16 protein-coding genes, 1 tRNA gene and 1 riboswitch are annotated in these 18,703 nt (G+C 70.3%); of the genes, 4 read left to right on the top strand and 13 right to left on the bottom strand.

The genetic code is table 11. The annotated features are described in order from the left end of the window. Window positions 1-48 precede the first annotated feature (48 nt). Window positions 49-840 (top strand): hypothetical protein, encoded by a 792-nt coding sequence (locus OG852_RS28835; RefSeq protein WP_133912355.1) that lies wholly within the window; start codon window positions 49-51, stop codon window positions 838-840. Between the two features lie 79 nt (window positions 841-919). Here the strand turns inward: OG852_RS28835 and OG852_RS28830 are convergent, their stop codons facing one another. Continuing rightward, window positions 920-1,231, bottom strand: a complete 312-nt coding sequence (locus OG852_RS28830; protein ID WP_166663535.1) for a hypothetical protein — start codon at window positions 1,229-1,231, stop codon at window positions 920-922. Between the two features lie 104 nt (window positions 1,232-1,335). On the opposite strand from OG852_RS28830, the gene OG852_RS28825 reads away from it, so the two are divergent. Next, window positions 1,336-1,563, top strand: a complete 228-nt coding sequence (locus OG852_RS28825; RefSeq protein WP_055631699.1) for a DUF4287 domain-containing protein — start codon at window positions 1,336-1,338, stop codon at window positions 1,561-1,563. 62 nt (window positions 1,564-1,625) lie between these two features. On the opposite strand, the gene OG852_RS28820 is transcribed toward OG852_RS28825, so the two are convergent. The 3 genes from OG852_RS28820 to OG852_RS28810 form a co-directional block, all read right to left on the bottom strand. Next, window positions 1,626-2,528, bottom strand: a complete 903-nt coding sequence (locus OG852_RS28820; protein ID WP_330349404.1) for a Bax inhibitor-1/YccA family protein — start codon at window positions 2,526-2,528, stop codon at window positions 1,626-1,628. Window positions 2,529-2,730: 202 nt separating this feature from the next. Continuing rightward, window positions 2,731-3,906 (bottom strand): 4-hydroxybenzoate 3-monooxygenase, encoded by a 1,176-nt coding sequence (locus OG852_RS28815; RefSeq protein ID WP_330349403.1) that lies wholly within the window; start codon window positions 3,904-3,906, stop codon window positions 2,731-2,733. 143 nt (window positions 3,907-4,049) lie between these two features. Then, a tRNA-Leu gene (locus tag OG852_RS28810) sits at window positions 4,050-4,133 on the bottom strand. Window positions 4,134-4,527: 394 nt separating this feature from the next. On the opposite strand from OG852_RS28810, the gene OG852_RS28805 reads away from it, so the two are divergent. Then, on the top strand, window positions 4,528-5,298 hold the full coding sequence (locus tag OG852_RS28805) for an ABC transporter ATP-binding protein (RefSeq protein ID WP_133912352.1): 771 nt from the start codon (window positions 4,528-4,530) through the stop codon (window positions 5,296-5,298). Next, window positions 5,298-7,826 (top strand): ABC transporter permease, encoded by a 2,529-nt coding sequence (locus OG852_RS28800; RefSeq protein ID WP_330349402.1) that lies wholly within the window; start codon window positions 5,298-5,300, stop codon window positions 7,824-7,826. Before OG852_RS28805 ends, OG852_RS28800 begins: the two co-directional genes overlap by 1 nt. Before the next feature lie 124 nt (window positions 7,827-7,950). On the opposite strand, the gene OG852_RS28795 is transcribed toward OG852_RS28800, so the two are convergent. The 9 genes from OG852_RS28795 to OG852_RS28755 form a co-directional block, all read right to left on the bottom strand. Further along, window positions 7,951-9,240: a class I SAM-dependent methyltransferase gene (locus OG852_RS28795; RefSeq protein ID WP_133912350.1), complete on the bottom strand. Its 1,290-nt coding sequence runs from the start codon at window positions 9,238-9,240 to the stop codon at window positions 7,951-7,953. Window positions 9,241-9,437: 197 nt separating this feature from the next. Next, window positions 9,438-10,829 (bottom strand): NAD(P)/FAD-dependent oxidoreductase, encoded by a 1,392-nt coding sequence (locus OG852_RS28790; protein ID WP_133912349.1) that lies wholly within the window; start codon window positions 10,827-10,829, stop codon window positions 9,438-9,440. Between the two features lie 439 nt (window positions 10,830-11,268). Further along, window positions 11,269-12,222, bottom strand: coding sequence for a Ppx/GppA phosphatase family protein (locus tag OG852_RS28785; RefSeq protein WP_133912348.1), 954 nt, complete (start codon window positions 12,220-12,222; stop codon window positions 11,269-11,271). Between the two features lie 124 nt (window positions 12,223-12,346). Next, window positions 12,347-12,874: a DUF501 domain-containing protein gene (locus OG852_RS28780; protein WP_133912347.1), complete on the bottom strand. Its 528-nt coding sequence runs from the start codon at window positions 12,872-12,874 to the stop codon at window positions 12,347-12,349. Between the two features lie 26 nt (window positions 12,875-12,900). Then, entirely contained in the window at window positions 12,901-13,377 is a 477-nt protein-coding gene (locus OG852_RS28775; protein WP_133912346.1) for an FtsB family cell division protein, read from the bottom strand. A gap of 165 nt (window positions 13,378-13,542) precedes the next feature. Further along, entirely contained in the window at window positions 13,543-14,838 is a 1,296-nt protein-coding gene (eno, locus tag OG852_RS28770) for a phosphopyruvate hydratase (RefSeq protein WP_133912345.1), read from the bottom strand. 310 nt (window positions 14,839-15,148) lie between these two features. Beyond that, window positions 15,149-15,862, bottom strand: coding sequence for a transglycosylase family protein (locus tag OG852_RS28765; protein ID WP_330349401.1), 714 nt, complete (start codon window positions 15,860-15,862; stop codon window positions 15,149-15,151). A gap of 3 nt (window positions 15,863-15,865) precedes the next feature. Continuing rightward, window positions 15,866-16,035, bottom strand: a riboswitch (cyclic di-AMP (ydaO/yuaA leader). A gap of 205 nt (window positions 16,036-16,240) precedes the next feature. Then, window positions 16,241-17,221, bottom strand: coding sequence for a transglycosylase family protein (locus tag OG852_RS28760; protein ID WP_133912343.1), 981 nt, complete (start codon window positions 17,219-17,221; stop codon window positions 16,241-16,243). A 154-nt stretch (window positions 17,222-17,375) separates the two neighbouring features. After that, window positions 17,376-18,677, bottom strand: coding sequence for a cytochrome P450 family protein (locus OG852_RS28755; RefSeq protein ID WP_330349400.1), 1,302 nt, complete (start codon window positions 18,675-18,677; stop codon window positions 17,376-17,378). Window positions 18,678-18,703: the final 26 nt, after the last annotated feature.

The following is an 18,703-nucleotide window of genomic DNA, read 5'->3' as shown; positions in this document are numbered from 1 at the left end:
AAGCTGATGTAGGAAGTCGGGGGTCGACTTTGAACCGGGAGTACGTCAGTGAGCGCCATGCCGATCGCCTTGCTGGTCACCACGGCCGCCACGGGCGCCGTGGGGGTCGCCGTCCTGCGCACCCTCGTGCAGCTGCGCCGGCAGGTCGCCGCCCTGCACACCCAGCTCGCCGAGAACGTCGCCGCTGAGCGGCGGGGCTTCGTGCCGGCGGCCCGAAGCACCACGGACACCGCCGAGATACGCGCGGCCGTGGCCGAGGCCCTCGCCGAGGAGCGGGAGCGGGAACTGGCCGAGGCACGCGCCTTCTGGGCCGCCCAGGAGACCCGTGACGCCTCCGACGCCCCCTCCCTGCTGGGTCTGCCGGACAGCGAGCTGTTCCTGCCCCGTCAGACCGACTTCGTGGGCCTGGAGCCGCTGGAGCCGGTGACCGAGCCGACCGCGGACGCCGACGAGTTCGCCGCGGACTCCCCCGAACTGGCCGCGGCCCGCCGCCGCCACCCGTCCCACCCGGACTTCGTCCCCGTCCAGTCACCCGTGGTGAACGACCACGAGCGCACGGTGGCCGCCCTGGAGGAACTGGCCGCGTCCCGCACCGAACTGACCGACGTGCGCCCCGGCCCCCTCGGCACCCTCGACGTCTACGTCTTCGCCGACGGCACGACCCTGTGCATGACCCCGGGCCACCGGGAGACCGCGGACCGCTTCGCGGCGGCCCTCACGGCGGGCGAGACCCCGTACCTCCTGGGCGGCTCGGGCATCTCGGGCGCGTACACCCTGACGTTCGCGTGCGGCGAGGAGACGGTCTACATCCTGGCGGACAGGGTCATAGCGAGCCTGTAGACGCGGGGAGGCGCAACCCCCTCAGGGGCGCGGGGAACTGCGCGACCGGCCACCACGCACCGCCCGTCGCCCACGCACCTCAAACCCCCGCCCGCTTCTGTGCCTCCTCCACCCACCGCACGGCTTCAGCGACCTGGCCCTCATCGGAAAGCACGACCGCCAGATCATGCACCGCCACGGTGATCTGATCAGCCGCGGCGAACATCCCCGCGTCCGGCATCTCGCGAGGCTCCACCGACGGCTCCTCGATGGTCTGCGCCCAGTGAGCCAACTGCCTGGCCAGCGCCAGCGCCTCAGCGGCAGCGCCCCGCTGCAACCGGCTCTGCGGAGCGGCACGCAAACGATCGGCGAAGTGATCCACCGCACGGGTCAGAGACGTCGTATCCACCACGCCGTGAGCGTACGCGTCGTACCCGGACTGTTGCCAACGGGCGAACGCTCAGGCACGGTGACCTGAAGGACCGGCTTACATCCCCTTTGCAACCGGAGGCGCCGATGTCCCATGTCCTCTCCGAGGAGACGCACCGCAATCTGCTCGCCCGCATCCCCCACTGCACCGGCCGTGAAGTCTCCGACTGGCTGCGCACCGTCGACGAAGGCCCCGCTCTCCGCTTCGAGGAGAAGGTCAGCTGGCTGCGCCACGAGCACAATCTCGCGTACGGCCACGCCAAGGCGATCATCCACGAGTACGAACTGAGGAGGGCCGCGCGCAAATTCCTGTAGGGCGCGCAGACGCCGAAGGGCCCCGGTCCGAAGACCGGGGCCCTTCCGTGCTCGCGGTGCCGCTAGTCGTTGCTGTTGAGGATCGCGAGGAGTCGCAGGAACTCCATGTAGATCCAGACCAGCGTCAGCGTGAGGCCGAAGGCGGCGAGCCAGGCCTCCTCGCGCGGGGCGCCGTAGGCGATGCCGTCCTCGACCTGCTTGAAGTCCAGGGCGAGGAAGCAGGCACCCAGGATGATGCCGATGATGCCGAAGACGATGCCGAGGCCACCGCTGCGGAAGCCGAGGCCGTCGCCGCCGCCGAAGACGGTGAACAGCAGGTTCACGGCCATCAGCAGGACGAAGCCGAGCGCCGCGGCCATGACGAAGCCGTAGAAGCGCCGGTTGACGCGGATCCAGCCCGCCTTGTACGCCACGAGCACACCGGCGAAGACCGCCATGGTGCCGAGCACCGCCTGGGCGACCACGCCGTCCGCGATGTACGTGGACACCGCCGACGAGATCACGCCGAGGAAGACGCCCTCGAGGGCGGCGTACGACAGGATCAGCGCCGGCGCGGGCTTGCGCTTGAAGGACTGGATCAGGGCCAGCACCATCGCGACCAGGCCGGCGCCGACGGCGATGCCGTAGGACTTGCCGAGGTTGGCCTCGTCGACGGGCAGCAGCAGCCAGGACAGGACCGCCGTGACGACCACGGTGCCGAGCGTGGTCGCGGTGCGCGCGACGACGTCATCCATGGTCATGGCGCCCGGGTGGACCGGGGCCTGCGGCGGGGCGCCCACCTGCTGGGCGTAGGGGTTCTGCGCGTAGGGGTTGCCCGCCTGCTGGGCGTACGGGTCGCCCTGCGCGTACGGGTTGGCCTGTGTACCGACAGCGGGTCCCCCGGCCTGCGGCGTCGCGTTGAAGCCCGCGTAGCCGTTGTCGCGGCTGAACCCCCGTCGCGAGAAGACCGGGTTTCTGCTCCTCATTTCACTCCTCCATGGCCGCCGTGCGCGGCCTTGGCGTCAAGAGTAATAGGTAGGCAAAGGATTGACCCTACTGCTTGGGGAGGATCTTTCCCTCGTCGTGCTGCGCAACACGCTACGTGGCGTCCTGATTCCCGCTAGTGGAGGCCCTCATTCATGACCAACCTGCGACCTGGCCGGAACCGGCCGGAGATCGTGCGGTCGATCACCCGAACGGGAACCCGGTGTATCCCTCGGCCAGGTCGGTCTCGGCGGCGCGCGAGGAGGCGATCCGCTCCAGCCGGGCGATCTGGAGCCGGTCCTCGAAAGGGGTGGCGTCCGGGGCCCGGTGCAGCAGGGTGGTCATGTCGTAGGAGAACCGCTCGGCCTGCCAGACGCGCCGCAGACAGGTCCGCGAGTACGCGTCGAGCAGCTCGGCCGACCCGGTCTCCTTCTCGTGCGACAGCGCCCGCGCGAAGGTGACGACGTCGCCGACGGCCAGATTCAGCCCCTTGGCCCCGGTCGGCGGCACGATGTGGGCGGCGTCGCCCGCCAGGAACAGCCGGCCGTGCCGCATGGGCTCGTGGACGTACGACCGCATGGGGGTGACGGACTTCTGGGTGATTGGCCCGCGTTCCAGCCGCCATCCGTCCTCGGTCTCGAAGCGCCTCTCCAGCTCGTCCCAGATCTCCTCGTCGCCCCAGCTCTCGGCGTCGGTGCCCTCGGGGACCTGGAGGTAGAGGCGGGACACGGAGGGCGAGCGCATGGACAGCAGGGCGAAGCCGCGGTCGTGGCGGGCGTAGACCAGTTCGTCGTGCGAGGGCGCCACGTCGGCGAGGATGCCGAGCCAGCCGAAGGGGTACGTCCGTTCGAAGACCCGGGTCAGCTCGGCCGGGATCGCCTTGCGGGCGACGCCCCAGAAGCCGTCGCAGCCGACGACGTAGTCGCACTCCAGGACGTCCTCGACGCCCTCGTGCCGGAAGCGGACGCGCGGGCTGTCGGTGTCGGCGCCCTCCACGGCCAGCGCCTCGGCCTCGAACAGCAGCGGGCCGCCCTCCTTCAGCTGGAGGGCGATGAGGTCCTTGCAGACCTCGGTCTGGGCGTACACCATCACGGACCGGCCACCGGTGAGGGCGGGGAAGTCGACGCGGTGGCGCTTCCTGTCGTAGCGCAGCTCGATCCCGTCGTGGCGCAGCCCCTCGTGGTCCATGCGCTCCCCGGCGCCGGCCGCGCGCAGCACGTCGACCGTGCCCTGTTCCAGGATCCCGGCGCGCTGGCGGTGTTCGACGTAGGCCCGGTCGCGGCTCTCCAGGACGACGGAGTCGATGCCGGCGCCGTGGAGCAGACGGGCGAGGAGGAGGCCGGCCGGGCCGGCGCCGATGATGCCGACGGTGGTGCGCATCGGGCGTTCCCTTCAGACAGCGGATCACGTAGGTGTTCGTCCAGTGAAATTTTCTTCACTCTTGTCGTACGTGAGTCTGCGCGCGGGGGTACCCGGTGTCAACGTCTCGATGAACGGCGCCGTCGTCGACGAGGTGCCGGAAGTGCCCAGAGCCGGACTTGAACCGGCACGCCCGCGAAGGGGCAGCGAGGTTTAAGCTCGCCGTGTCTGCATTCCACCATCTGGGCAGGCCTTGGGCTCCGCGTTGAGCTTCCGACCCTATCGGGATCCGTCCCCCGAACAGCGGAAGAGTGGACCGATGTTGTCTTATTTTATTGACGTCTGAGGGTGCATCAGCACCTGGAACTGGCCATCCGCACTTGCCAGTAGCCTGGCGCGCGGCAACCGCTTGCGCATGCGGAATGACGGAATTTCACCGCCCGAACGAGGGTGCTCCACCGGTTCTTGACGAATCGTCCGCCCCCACGGGGTCATCCCCAGGTATGACACGGCGCTCCCCGGTCCGACCGGAGTCTGCCTTCAGAACCGGAACAGCGACTGACTACACGGCCGTCGGGCACCGGAACGATGGGTCGGGTCCCCAGGACACCCACCCCCTCGTCCCGACAGGAGCGCGTTCCCGTGACCACCAGCCCCCTCGCCGAACGGACCACCGCCGTGGCCGCCCGTGCCACGGACCTGTCGAAGATCTACGGGCAGGGCGAGACCCAGGTGGTCGCCCTGGACCGGGTCTCCGTCGACTTCCGGCAGGCCGAGTTCACCGCGATCATGGGTCCCTCCGGCTCCGGCAAGTCCACGCTGATGCACTGCGTGGCCGGCCTCGACACCTTCTCCTCGGGCTCGGTGCGCATCGGCGAGACCGAGCTCGGATCGCTGAAGGACAAGCAGCTCACCAAGCTCCGCCGGGACAAGATCGGCTTCATCTTCCAGGCGTTCAACCTGCTGCCCACGCTGACCGCCCTGGAGAACATCACCCTCCCGATGGACATCGCGGGACGCAAACCGGACAAGGAGTGGCTGGACTCGGTCATCCGGATGGTGGGCCTCAAGGACCGGCTGGGTCACCGCCCCTCCCAGCTCTCCGGCGGCCAGCAGCAGCGCGTCGCGGTCGCCCGCGCCCTGGCGTCCCGGCCCGACATCATCTTCGGCGACGAGCCGACCGGAAACCTCGACTCCCGCTCCGGCGCCGAGGTGCTGGGCTTCCTGCGCAACTCCGTGCGGGAACTGGGCCAGACGGTGGTGATGGTGACCCACGACCCGGTGGCGGCGTCGTACGCGGACCGCGTGGTGTTCCTCGCGGACGGCCGGATCGTCGACGAGATGCACCGCCCGACGGCGGACACCGTCCTGGACTTCATGAAGCAGTTCGACGCGAAGGGCCGTACCAGCTGATGTTCCGCACCGCCCTGCGCAACGTCCTCGCGCACAAGGCCCGGCTCCTGATGACCGTGCTCGCCGTGATGCTCGGCGTGGCCTTCGTCTCCGGGACCCTCGTCTTCACCAACACCCTCTCCAACGCCCTGCAGAACAGCTCCGCCAAGGGCTTCGACCAGGTCGACGTCGCCGTCACCGCCGAGAGCCGGGAGGACACCAGCGACCGCATCGCCGAGACCCCCGCACTGACCGAGGCCCTGCGCGAGAGGAGCGCGAAGGTGCCGGGCGCCGCGTCGGCCATCGGCGTCGTCACCGGCTTCACCGCCCTCGCCGACAAGGACGGCAAGCTCGTCGGCGGCGGTTTCCAGTCACAGGGCGGCAACTACTGGGGCGACAAGGACCCCCGCTACCCGCTCACGCAGGGCAGCGCCCCGCACGGCGCGGACCAGGTCGCCATCGACGCGAAGACCGCCGAGCGCACCGGCTACCAGGTCGGCGACACCCTGCGTCTGTCGGTCGACGGCCCGGTCCTCGCCCCCCGGATCTCCGGGATCTTCACCACCGACGACGGCAATGTCGCGGCCGGCGGCAGCCTCGCCCTGTTCGACACCGCGACCGCGCAGAAGCTGTTCGGCGAGCCGGGGCAGTACCACGAGATCGACGTCAAGGCGGCCGCCGGCACCTCGCAGACCGCGCTGGAGGCGGCCCTGAAGGCGGCGCTGCCCCGGGACGAGGTGAACACCGTCACCGGTCGCGAACTGGCCGACACCCAGGCCAGGTTGATCTCCTCCTCGATGAGCGGTCTGAAGCAGGGCCTGCTGGTGTTCGCCGGGATCGCGCTGTTCGTCGGCACGTTCATCATCGCCAACACCTTCACCATGCTGGTCGCCCAGCGCACCAAGGAGCTGGCGCTGCTGCGGGCCGTGGGCGCCTCGCGCCGCCAGGTGACGCGGTCGGTGCTGGTCGAGGCGTTCGTGGTGGGCGCGGTGGCCGGGGTGACCGGTCTGGTGGCCGGCATCGGCATCGGCGCCGGGCTGCGCGCGCTCATGGGCACGCTCGGCGCGACCGTCCCGGACGGGCCGCTCGTCGTCTCCCCCGGCACGGTCGCCGCCGCCCTCGCCGTCGGTGTCGTCATCACCATGCTGGCGGCCTGGCTGCCCGGCCGCCGGGCCGCGAAGATCCCGCCGGTGGCGGCGATGAGCAGCGTCCACGCCAAGGCCACCACCAAGTCGCTGGTGCTGCGCAACACGCTCGGCGCGCTGTTCTCGGCTGCGGGCGTCGCGACCGTCCTGTACGCGACGACGATGGACGGCTCGGACGGCCAGGCCCCCATGGGCATCGGCGCGGTCCTGCTGATCATCGGCGTGTTCATCCTGACGCCGCTGCTGTCCCGTCCGCTGATCGCGGGCACGGCGCCGGTCCTGCGGGTCTTCGGTGTCTCCGGCCGGCTGGCCCGGCAGAACTCGGTGCGCAACCCGCGCCGTACGGCCGCCACCGCCTCGGCGCTGATGATCGGCCTCACCCTGATCACCGGGATGACGGTGATGGCGGGCAGTCTGCAGAAGTCCATCGACAGGATGGCCGCCTCGGCGATCCGCGCCGACTACGTGGTGTCGATGGCGAACGGCAACGAACTCTCCCCGGACGTCGAGAAGACGCTGAAGTCCACCGAGGGCGTCACCGACACCAGCCCGCTGCGCAACGCCCCCGCCCGGATCGACGACACCACCGAGTACCTCACCGGCGTCGACGGCTCCGCCATCGGCAAGCTGACCGACCTGCCCGTCGACGACGGCACCTTCGCGGTGGGCGGCGCCAAGGTCGTCGTGGACGAGGAGACCGCGAAGCTGCACGGCTGGAAGGCCGGTTCGGACTTCACCGCCTCCTACGAGGACGGCGCGAGGCAGCGGCTGACGGTCGCCGGGGTGTACGAGGCCAACGAGCTGATCCGGGGCATCCTGCTCGACACCTCCGCGCTCGCCCCGCACCAGAAGGACCCGACCGACATGCAGGTCATGGTCAAGACCTCGGGCGGCGCCTCGGACGCCACCAAGGACCGGCTGGAGAAGGCCCTCGGCTCCAACCCGGCCATCAAGGTGCAGAGCAAGAAGGACCTGTCCGACAGCATCGCGCAGATGTTCACGCTGATGCTGAACATGCTCTACGGCCTGCTGGCCATGGCCGTGATCGTCGCGGTCCTCGGGGTGATCAACACGCTGGCGATGTCGGTGTTCGAGCGCTCCCAGGAGATCGGCATGCTGCGCGCGATCGGCCTGGACCGCCGCGCGGTCAAGCGGATGGTCCGGCTGGAGTCCCTCGTCATCTCGCTGTTCGGCGGGGTGCTCGGGATCGGCCTGGGCGTCTTCTTCGGCTGGGCGGCCGGTGAGCTGGTCGGCACGAGGATGGCGACGTACGAACTCGTCCTGCCGTGGGACCGGATGGCCGTGTTCCTGCTGATGGCCGCCGGTGTGGGCGTCCTCGCGGCGCTGTGGCCGGCGCGGCGGGCGGCCCGGCTGAACATGCTGGCGGCGATCAAGTCGGAGTAACCGGGGTACGCAAGGGGCCCCGCCGTGGACACGGCGGGGCCCTTCTTCATGCGCTCGCCTTCATGCGCTCGTCTTCATGCGCTCGCCTTCATGTGCTCGCCTTCATGCGCTCGCCTTCATGCGCTCAGTTCCAGGTGCGGGCGCGCAGCGGCATCCCGGAGTCGCCGGACTCCGGTGTGCGGACGGCGAGGACCTGGTTGACGCCGAGCCGGTTGCGTTCGAAGCCGACGGCGCAGGCGGCCATGTACAGCCGCCAGACGCGGGCCCGGCCGGGACCGGTGAGCCGTACCGCGCGCTGCCAGTCGTCCTCCAGCCGGGCGACCCACCGGCGCAGGGTGAGCGCGTAGTGCTCCCGGATCGCCTCGACGTCACGGACCTCGAAGCCGGCCCGTTCGAGCTGGGTGACGGTGGTGCCGACGGGGGCCAGCTCGCCGTCCGGGAAGACGTAGGAGTCGATGAACCCGTCGAGGTGATAGGTGGATTCGTCCTGCTGGGGGCGCCGGGAGATCTGATGGTTGAGCAGGCGTCCGCCGGGGACGAGCAGCGCGTGCAGGTCGTTCGCGTACCGCAGGTACTTCTCCGCGCCGACGTGCTCGGCCATGCCGATGGAGGAGATCGCGTCGTACGGCCCGTCGCTCACGTCCCGGTAGTCCTGCACCCGGATCTCGACGCGGTCGGTGAGTCCGGCGTCGGCGACGCGCTTGCGGGCGTAGGCGGCCTGTTCTCCGGAGAGGGTGATCCCGACGACGCTCACCCCGTGCTCACGGGCCGCGTGGACGGCCAGGGAGCCCCAGCCGCAGCCGACGTCGAGGAGCCGCTGACCGGGCCTCAGGGCCAGCTTGCGGCAGACGAGTTCGAGCTTGTCGCGCTGGGCCTCCTCGAGGGTGCCGTCGGGGCGGGGCCAGTAGGCGCAGGAGTACACCATGGACGGGCCGAGGACGATCTCGTAGAAGTCGTTGCCGACGTCGTAGTGGTGGCTGATGGCCTGGCGGTCGGTGCGGCGGGTGTGGTGGTGCCGGGCGCGGCGCACCTCCTCGGGGGGAGGGGCGGGCGGCAGCGGCGGTCCGGCCAGCTTCAGCAGCTCCAGCGCGGCCGAGCGGAACCGGGGGTCGCGCACGGCCTCGGCGAGGCCGCGGGCGTCGTCCCCGCGCTCCCAGACCAGCCCCGCGAGCAGATCCATGGCGACGAAGAGGTCGCCCTCGATCTCCAGGTCCCCGGCGACCCAGGCGCGGGCCAGACCCAGCTCACCGGGCTTGAACACCATACGGCGCAGGGCTCGGCGATTGCGCACGACCAGCGCGGGGGCCTCGGGCGGCCCCGCCTGCGAACCGTCCCAGGCGCGGATGCGCATCGGGAGCGGGGTACCCAGCAGCTGTTCGACGATCGCATGGAGCCGCGGCGCGGCATCGGCCATGGAGCACACCTCCGTGACGGTGATCCCGGACTGTCCGGATTCCACGTAAACACGGAAGGTGCCCGAGTACAGTCCCGCGCGGCCGGTACGACCGGGCAAAAAGAGGTGCAGTCGTCGCGGGTACGTCAGGACAGCCGAAGGGGCCGCCCGCACCACGGATGGCGGGCGGCCCCTTCGGGTCGTTCAGCGGGGGGAGATCAGGAGGCCTTGGCCTTCTCGTTCTCCGGCTTGGCCGCGACCGGGGCCGGGGCCGGGGCCGGCTTGGCGGCCTCGTAGAACTCCTCGCGCGGCGACTCCAGGGCGCCGAGGGCGACGACCTCGCGCTTGAGGAACATGCCGAGGGTCCAGTCGGCGAAGACGCGGATCTTGCGGTTCCAGGTCGGCATCGCCAGACCGTGGTAGCCACGGTGCATGTACCAGGCGAGACGGCCCTTGAGCTTGATCTTCATCTTGCCCATGACGATCATCGCGACGCCCTTGTGGAGGCCGAGACCGGCCACCGCGCCCTTGTTGGAGTGCGCGTACTCCTTCTGCGGGAAGCCCCGCATACCGGAGACCACGTTGTCGCCGAGGACCTTGGCCTGGCGCAGCGCGTGCTGGGCGTTCGGCGGGCACCAGGCGTTCTCGACACCGGCCTTGCGGGCGGCGACGTCGGGGACCTGGGCGTTGTCGCCGGCGGCCCAGATGTAGTCGGTGCCCTGGACCTGGAGGGTCGGGGCGGTGTCGACGTGACCGCGGGGGCCGAGCGGGAGGCCGTAGCGGGCCAGGACCGGGTTCGGCTTGACGCCGGCGGTCCACACGATGGTGTTGGAGTCGACCTCGAGGCCGTTCTTCAGCACGACGTGGCCGTCGACGCAGGAGTCCATGGAGGTGGAGAGGTAGATCTCCACGCCACGGGCCTCGAGGTGCTCCTTGCCGTACTGGCCGAGCTTGGGGCCGACCTCGGGAAGGATCTTGTCGGCGGCGTCGACGAGGATGAACCGCATGTCCTCGCGGGAGACGGTCTTGTAGTACTTGGCCGCGTCGCGGGCCATGTCCTCGACCTCACCGATGGTCTCGGCGCCGGCGAAGCCGCCGCCGATGAAGACGAAGGTGAGCGCCTTGCGGCGGATCTCCTCGTCGGTGGTGGAGTCGGCCTTGTCGAGCTGCTCGAGGACGTGGTTGCGCAGGCCGATGGCCTCCTCGACGCCCTTCATGCCGATGCCCTGCTCGGCGAGGCCGGGGATCGGGAAGGTGCGGGAGACCGCGCCGAGCGCGATCACCAGGTAGTCGAAGGGCAGCTCGTACGCCTCGCCGACCAGCGGGGCGATCGTGGCGACCTTGCGGTCCTGGTCGATGGTGGTGACCCGACCGGTGAGGACCTCCGCCTTCGGCAGCACGCGTCGCAGCGGGACGACGACGTGGCGCGGGGAGATGTTGCCGGCGGCGGTTTCGGGGAGGAAGGGCTGGTAGGTCATGTACGACCGGGGGTCGACGACCGTGACGGTCGCCTCGCCGTAGCGCATCTTCTTCAGAATGCGCCGAGCTGCGTACAGGCCTACGTACCCACCGCCTACTACGAGGATCCTGGGACGCTCCGTGGTGCTCATGGCATCGAGTATCCACCCGCCCCAGGGGGGTCGCTCGTGCGCCCCTTCACAAGCTTGTGGAGGGTGTGTGCTATCCTCCGCCACCCGCGTGATCCACGTCATGGCGCGGAGCGGGAACCAGCGTGCAGGGCAAGGCGTTGTCAATGCCGCGTGAGCTGCCTCTCCGCCGGTTCGGGGGTGGGGTGAGGCGCCGGAAACACACCCCCCGCGGGCCTTCGCGAAACGTCCGTGCGCGCCTCTTTTGAACACGTTCACACGGGTGTTGACCCCCCGGAAGGGTCAACCGGCCCTCATTCGTCCCCCACCGGGGCCCAATTCCTTGTGAAGAACTTCACGAACTTTTCCGCGGGGGTGGAGCCGAGGGGCCCGGCCGGGCCCCCGGCACCGCTCAAACGGGCGTCCTGCCTGCTCAGCAGAGGGTGGGTGGGAGCGTTCGGAGTCAGCGGGAGGCCGCCGCCGCCGACCAGGCGATGCCGTCGAGGATGTCGTGCTCGCTCACCACGACCTCCCGGGCGCCGATCCGTTCCATGATCGCCAGAAGGACGAGGGCGCCCGCCGCGATCACGTCCACCCGGCCCGGGTGCATCGAGCCGATCGCCGCCCGCTGCGCGTGGGTGGAGCGCAGGAGCCACTCGGTGATCTCCCGGACCTTGTCGTGGGAGACACGCGAGTGGTGGATGGCCTCCGAGTCGTACGCGGGCAGCTCCTGCGCGATCGCGGAGACCGTCGTCACCGAGCCCGCCAGACCGACCAGGGTGTGCGCCTCGCGCAGCGGCACCGTCTCCTCGGCGAGGTCCAGGGCCGCCTCGATGTCGGCGCGCATCGCCGCGATCTGCTCCGCGGTCGGCGGGTCGGTCACCTTCCCGTCCGCGACCAGGTGCCGCTCGGTCATCCGCACACAGCCGACGTCCACCGAGCGGGCCGCCCGGACGTGCTCCTCGCCGACGACGAACTCCGTGGAGCCGCCGCCGATGTCCACCACCAGGTAGGGGCGGGTGAGGTCCGCGCGGCCCGTGAGTTCCTTCGTGGCGCCCGTGAAGGAGAACTCGGCCTCCTGGTCACCGGTGATGACCTCCGGCTCGACGCCCAGGATGTCCAGCACGCCCCGCACGAAGTCGTCGCGGTTCTCGGCGTCCCGGGAGGCGGAGGTGGCGACGAACCGCAGCCGCTCCGCCCCCAGCTCCTTGATCACCGCCGCGTACTCCCGGCACGCGGCGAAGGTCCGCTCCAGCGCCTCGGGCGCCAGCCGGCCGGTCCGGTCGACGCCCTGCCCGAGGCGGACGATGGTCATACGGCGGTCCAGTTCGACCAGTTCGCCGGTCTCCGGGTCGCAGTCGGCGACGAGGAGCCGGATGGAGTTCGTACCGCAGTCGATGGCGGCGACACGGGTCATAGGGGGTGCCCTTCGAGACGTACGCAAGCAGAGTCGGCCCGTCCGGCGGTTGAGGACGAGGCCCTTTCGTTGCCGAAGCGGGGGCCGGGGGCGGCAGCCCCGGAAACGTCGACCGCAGGAACGGTCACTCCTCGGCGGCAGCCGTCGTCACGCACGTCCCCTTGGCCCACCACTGCGGCAGCATGGCGAGCGCCTCGTCGCCCAGCGGGTTCACACCGGGGCCCGCCGCCAGGGAGTGCGCCACGAGGACGTGCAGGCACTTCACCCGGTCCGGCATGCCGCCCGCGCTCGGGAAGCCCTTCAGCTCCTCGATCTCGTCCCGGCGCCGGACGTAGTCCTCGTGCGCGGCACGGTAGGCGGCCGCGAGCTCCGGGTCGCTCTGGAGCCGCTCCGTCATCTCCTTCATCACACCGTTCGCCTCGAGCGTGCCGATCGCGGAGTTAGCCTTGGGGCACGTCAGGTAGTACAGCGTCGGGAACGGGGTGCCGTCGGGCAGCCGCGGCGCCGTCTCGACGACGTCCGGCTGACCGCACGGACAGCGGTGCGCGATCGCGCGCAGTCCGCGCGGCGGACGGCCGAGCTGCTGCTTGAAGGCCTCGACGTCGGCGTCGGTGGGCTCGGTGCGCGGGGTGGTCGGCGGGGGCGTTTCCATGCTTCGGGGACTGTCTCTCTGTCGGTTCACTGGTCGGAGGCGTCGGACTTGTCGACCCCGTCCCAGACGTTCGAGTACCAGGGGCGGTCGGCCGCCCCGAGATCGGCGCGGGCCTTCTTGGCCGCGTCCGGGTCGATCACGATGAAGCCGGTCTCCCCCGGCATCACATAGTGCAGCCGCTCCCGGATCTGCTGCTCGGCGTACGCGTCGTCCTGCCAGCGTGCCTTGAGGTCGCGGAGCTGTTCCACCCGCCGGGTGGCCTCGGCCTTCTCCCGCTCCAGATCGGCGACGTCGGCGCGCTGGGAGACGTACTGCCGCATCGGGTAGGCGAGGGCCACGATCAGCGTGCACAGGACCAGCGCGAGCAGGGCCGCGCGGCCGGTGAGACGGGAGCGGCGGGCCTGGCGCTTGGTCTGGGAGCGGTAGACGCGGGCCGCGGTCTGCTCGCCGAGCAGCCGCAGTCTGGTCGCGGTGGAGAAACGGTCCCGGTCCTTCACGGCCATCGGCTTCGCGCCTCCCCTTTCACCCACACGCGCGTACGTCTCACACGCGCGTACGTCCCCGCACACGGTACGGGACCGAGTACGGGGACGTACGTACGACTGGCTGTCACCTGCCCACGGCGGGGCCGGCGGGGTCAGCCCTTGGAGACCTCGCCGCGGCTGTGCCTACTGGTTCGCGGAGCGAAACCGCGGGAAGGCGGAGCGGCCGGCGTACACCGCCGCGTCGTCGAGGATCTCCTCGATGCGCAGGAGCTGGTTGTACTTGGCGACGCGCTCGGAGCGGGCCGGGGCGCCGGTCTTGATCTGGCCGCAGTTGGTGGCGACGGCCAGGTCGGCGATGGTGACGTCCTCGGTCTCGCCGGAGCGGTGGGACATCATGCACTTGAAGCCGTTGCGCTGGGCCAGCTCGACGGCGTCCAGGGTCTCGGTGAGCGAGCCGATCTGGTTCACCTTGACCAGCAGGGCGTTGGCGGTGCCCTCCTCGATGCCGCGGGCGAGACGCTCGGGGTTGGTGACGAACAGGTCGTCGCCGACGAGCTGCACCTTGTCGCCGAGACGGTCGGTGATGACCTTCCAGCCGGCCCAGTCGTCCTCGAACAGCGGGTCCTCGATGGAGACGAGCGGGTAGGCCGCGACGAGCTCCTCGTAGTACTCCGTCATCTCGGCGGCGGAGCGCTCCTTGCCCTCGAAGAGGTACTTGCCGTCCTTGTAGAACTCGGAGGCGGCGACGTCGAGCGCGAGGGCGATCTGCTCGCCCGGGATGTAACCGGCTTCCTTGATCGCCTCGAGGATGAGGTCGAGGGCGGCGCGGTTGGAGTCCAGGTTGGGGGCGAAGCCGCCCTCGTCGCCGAGACCGGTGGACAGGCCCTTGGTCTTCAGCACCTTCTTGAGGGTGTGGTAGACCTCGGTGCCCCAGCGCAGGGCCTCGGAGAAGGACTCGGCGCCGATCGGGGCGATCATGAACTCCTGGATGTCCACGTTGGAGTCGGCGTGCGAGCCGCCGTTCAGGATGTTCATCATCGGCACCGGCAGCAGGTGCGCGTTGGGGCCGCCCAGGTAGCGGAAGAGCGGGAGGTCGCTGGCCTCGGAGGCGGCGTGGGCGACGGCGAGCGAGACGCCGAGGATGGCGTTGGCGCCGAGGGAGCCCTTGTTGTCGGTGGCGTCCAGGTCGAACATGGCCTGGTCGATCAGGCGCTGCTCGGTGGCGTCGTAGCCGACGAGCTCCGGGCCGATCTGCTCGATGACGGCGAGGACGGCCTTCTCGACACCCTTGCCCTGGTAGCGGTTGGGGTCACCGTCGCGGAGCTCGATGGCCTCGAAGGCGCCGGTGGAGGCGCCGGACGGAACGGCGGCACGACCCGTGCTGCCGTCGTCGAGGCCGACCTCGACCTCGACCGTGGGGTTGCCTCGGGAGTCCAGGATTTCCCGGGCTACGACGACGTCGATGGACGGCACGAGCATCTCCTTCTTGGGATGTGACGCTGGTTGTGCGGGGCCGCGTGGGCCTTGCGACTAGAGCCTAACCGCCTTCGGGGCGTCGGCAGCCGACCGACCGTCCCGTGGACAATGACCGTACACATTGTTCCCCATCGGAACAAAGAGCGGGTGGCGCGGGGACGAACACACGGGCAAAGAAAAACCCCGCTCCGGTGCGTACGGGGGAACACGCACCGGAGCGGGGAGCCCGTGAGGACGGGGGGTGACCCTCACGAGGCATTCAGTGTGCGGGGCCCTGTGATGAGCGGCCTGTGGCCCCGCTGGGAAGCGGGTGTCACTTCAGGTGCAGCTGCTGGCCCGGGTAGATGAGGTCGGCGTCCTCGACGATGCCCTTGTTGAGCTGGAACAGCTTCTGCCAGCCGCCCTTGACCCCGTGCTTCTCGGCGATGGAGCTGAGGGTGTCGCCCTTGACGACCTTGTACTCGCCGTCACCCTTCTTCACCTTCTTGCCGGTCGGGGTGGTGACCGTCTTGGAGGCGGCCGGGCGCTCGGCGGAGCGGGAGGCGCTCTGCTGCTCGGTGGAGCGGGTGGCGGTGGAGCCGGTGGAGCCGCTGGAGCCGCTGGAGCTCGACGAGGAGCCGGTGCTGCCGGAGCCGGTGCTGCCGCCGCCGTACGGCGTGCTCGACAGGCCGGTGCCGCAGACCGGCCAGGCACCCTTGCCCTGGCCCGCGAGGACCTTCTCGGCGATGGTGATCTGCTGTTCCTTGCTGGCCAGGTCGGCCCGCGCGGCGTAGGCGGTGCCGCCGTACGCGGCCCAGGTGGAGGCGGAGAACTGCAGGCCGCCGTAGTAGCCGTTGCCGGTGTTGATGGACCAGTTGCCGCCCGACTCGCACTGGGCGACCGCGTCCCACTCGGAGGCGGTGGCGGCGGAGGCGCTGCCGGTCGCCATCAGCGGGGCGGCGATGGCGACACCGGTGACGCCGGCGAGCGCGGCGACGCGGGTGGCTTTGGACGGACGACGGTGCTTGCCCTTGCCGGAAAACAGCATGGTTCATCCCCTCACCGACGCCTGCGAGGTGAGCTGTCGGGTTCGGGCCGGTTGAGTTGCCCGGCCGCGCACCTCACGGTGCGCGACTTCACCCCGAGCCGGTTCCGGCGGTCAACCGCCGGGCCCGGCACTTACCTTGGGTCCCCCGCTCCTGCCTACGGCGCTTGACGCGACGACTGTTCCCGGACAGCCGCTGGCAGGATTCGGCGTTGCGGCGGCCGGTGCCCGGATTGCCGAGCGGTCCTGACCGTAGACACCCGATCCGGGTAATTTCAAAGACGATCACGACTTCTGAGACTCATCCCACACTTTCACCAAACCGGACATTCGGCGCGAAGCAGGACGTGAACTCCTGCGGCTTTTGGGGGTGTTCCTCCCCTAATGCACCGCCGTGTCGAGGGTCTGACCGGGTGTGATGTCGCTCGGGTCCGAGCCGATGAGGTCCTTGTTCTCGGCGTAAAGGGCGCGCCATCCGCCGTCGAGGTCAAGGGAGTCGGCGATGGAGGCGAGGGTGTCGCCCTCACGGACGGTGTAGGTGGAGGCGGCGTGCCGGCCGGTGGTGGCGGTCGAGGCGCCCTCCGCGGCGGCCTCGTCGGCCGTGGTGCCACGATGACGGCCCGAGCCGAGCGAGCCCGTGTCGACCAGGCTCCAAGTCCCGGCGTCCTGGACGGAATTGTCCGAGTCGCCCGAATCGTCCAGGCCGGGATCGGTCGTCGCGGAACCGTCCGCTCCGTGCGCATCACTCTGATCGCTGTCCGAAGTGCCGGACTTGCCGGAGTCGTTCGCCGGGGAGGAGGCGGTGGACGAAGGGGAATCAGAGGGCGAAGCGGACGAATCGCCCGACGGGGTGGACGTGTCCTCGCCGGAATCACCGGAGTCGTCGGAGCCGGACGCCGACCCCTTGGACAGGTCGGACAATCCGGATGACTCGGACGAGCCGGACTCGCCGTCGGCCACCCCGGTGTCCACGCCGTCCGAGCCGGTCAGCTTGGTGAGCCCGGACGTCAGCCCGCAGGTGCCCCAGGCGCCGATGTCCTCGGCGGCGAGAAGCTTCTGGGCCACGGCTATCTGCTGGTTGCGGCTCGCCAGATCGGCGCGGGCCGCGTAGTCGAGGCCGCCGTACGTCTCCCAGTCCTCCTGGCTCAGGCTCAGGCCGCCGTACTCGCCGTCGCCCTCGTTGGCGCTCCAGGACCCGCCGGTCTCGCACTGCGCCACCTTGTCCCACACCGTGCCGTCGGCGGCGCTGGCGCCACTGGCGGCGAGCAGCGGGATGGCGATGGCGGAACCGGTCACTCCGGCCGCGACGAGGAGGGCCGGGGCCTGACGGGGGCGACGGTGACGACCGTTCCCGGAGAGCATGCGGGGGCCTTTCTCTGGACAGCAGTGACCGCGCGACGGGCGGTGCGAGCACACACGGGTTCGCCGCGCTGACGAGTGAACGTATCGGCAGACGATCACTTGTCACAAGTTAATGCCGCGCAGATCACGTGAAGATCACAGACTTGAGGGTCGGTCACCTTTGCTCCGCGGGATGGTCACGGACGGCGGTGAACTCCACGGGCAGGGTGCGCAGTCCCCGCATGATGAGCCCGCCGCGCCATCTCAAGTCGGCCGGATCCGCGCCGAGTCGGAGGTCGGGGAGCCGGGTGAGGAGGGTGGCGAGAGCGGTCTGGCCCTCCAGCCGGGCGAGGGGCGCGCCGAGGCAGTAGTGGATGCCGTGGCCGTAGCCGAGGTGTTGGTTGTCACGGCGGGAGAGGTCGAGGGTGTCGGGGTCGGTGAAGCGGGCGGGATCGCGGTCGGCGGCGGCGAGGACGACGAGGACGGGATCGCCGGCCGCGATGTCCTGCCCGCCGAGGGTGAGGGGCTCGGTGGCGAAGCGCCAGGTGGCGAGTTCCACCGGGCCGTCGTAACGCAGGAGTTCCTCGACGCCGGTCTCCAGGAGGGCGCGCTCGCCCCGGAAGAGGGAGCACTGGAGCCGGTCGCGCTGCTCGGGGTGGGTGAGGAGGGCGTAGGTGCCGTTGCCGATGAGGTTGACGGTGGTCTCGAAGCCGGCGAAGAGAAGGATGAAGGCCATCGCGGCGGCCTCGTTCTCGGTGAGGTGCTCGCCGTGGTCGGAGGCGCGGATGAGCCCGGAGATGAGGTCCTCGCCGGGCTCCGGCCGCTCGGGGAGTTCTGCGCGCTTGCGGTGGATGAGGTCGAGCAGATAGCCGCGCATCTTCTTCACCGACCGCGCGACACCGCCCCGGGGTCCCCCGCCGTGACGGATCATCATGCCCGCCCAGTCCCGGAAGTCGTCCTGGTCCTCGCGCGGCACACCGAGGAGGTCGCAGATCGCGTAGATGGGGAGCGGGAAGGCGAAGTCGTGGATCAGATCGGCCTCGCCCCGGTCCGCGAACCGGTCGATGAGGTCGTCGGTCAGCTCCTGCACCCGGGGGGCGAACTCGGCGACCCGGCGCGGCGTGAACGCCTTGCTGACGAGCCGTCGCAGCCGGGTGTGGTCCGGCGGGTCGATGTTCAGCAGATGCGTCATCAGCTCGGCCTTGCGCTCGCCCGGGATGCCGGTCTTGCCCCTGGCGTGCTCGGGCTCGTCGTGATGCGCGGGGTTCTTGGAGAGCCGCTGGTCGGCGAGGGCCTGTTTCGCGTCGGCGTACCGGGTGACGAGCCAGGCCTCCACTCCGCTGGGCAGCCGGGTCCGGTGCACGGGGGCGTGCTCGCGCAGCCAGGCGTAGGCGGGGTAGGGGTCGGTGGCGAACTCCCAGGTGAAGAGCTCGGGGGCGGGCGGGGTGGCGGCCCGGGGGTGGGGCTGACTGGTCACTGCTTCCTGTTTCTCGAACGGCTTCC

The sequence above is a fragment of the Streptomyces sp. NBC_00582 genome, assembly GCF_036345155.1.
Taxonomy (GTDB): Bacteria; Actinomycetota; Actinomycetes; order Streptomycetales; family Streptomycetaceae; genus Streptomyces.
The sequence above is the reverse complement of the archived record's forward strand: the minus strand, read 5'-3'. Positions and strand labels throughout refer to the sequence as shown.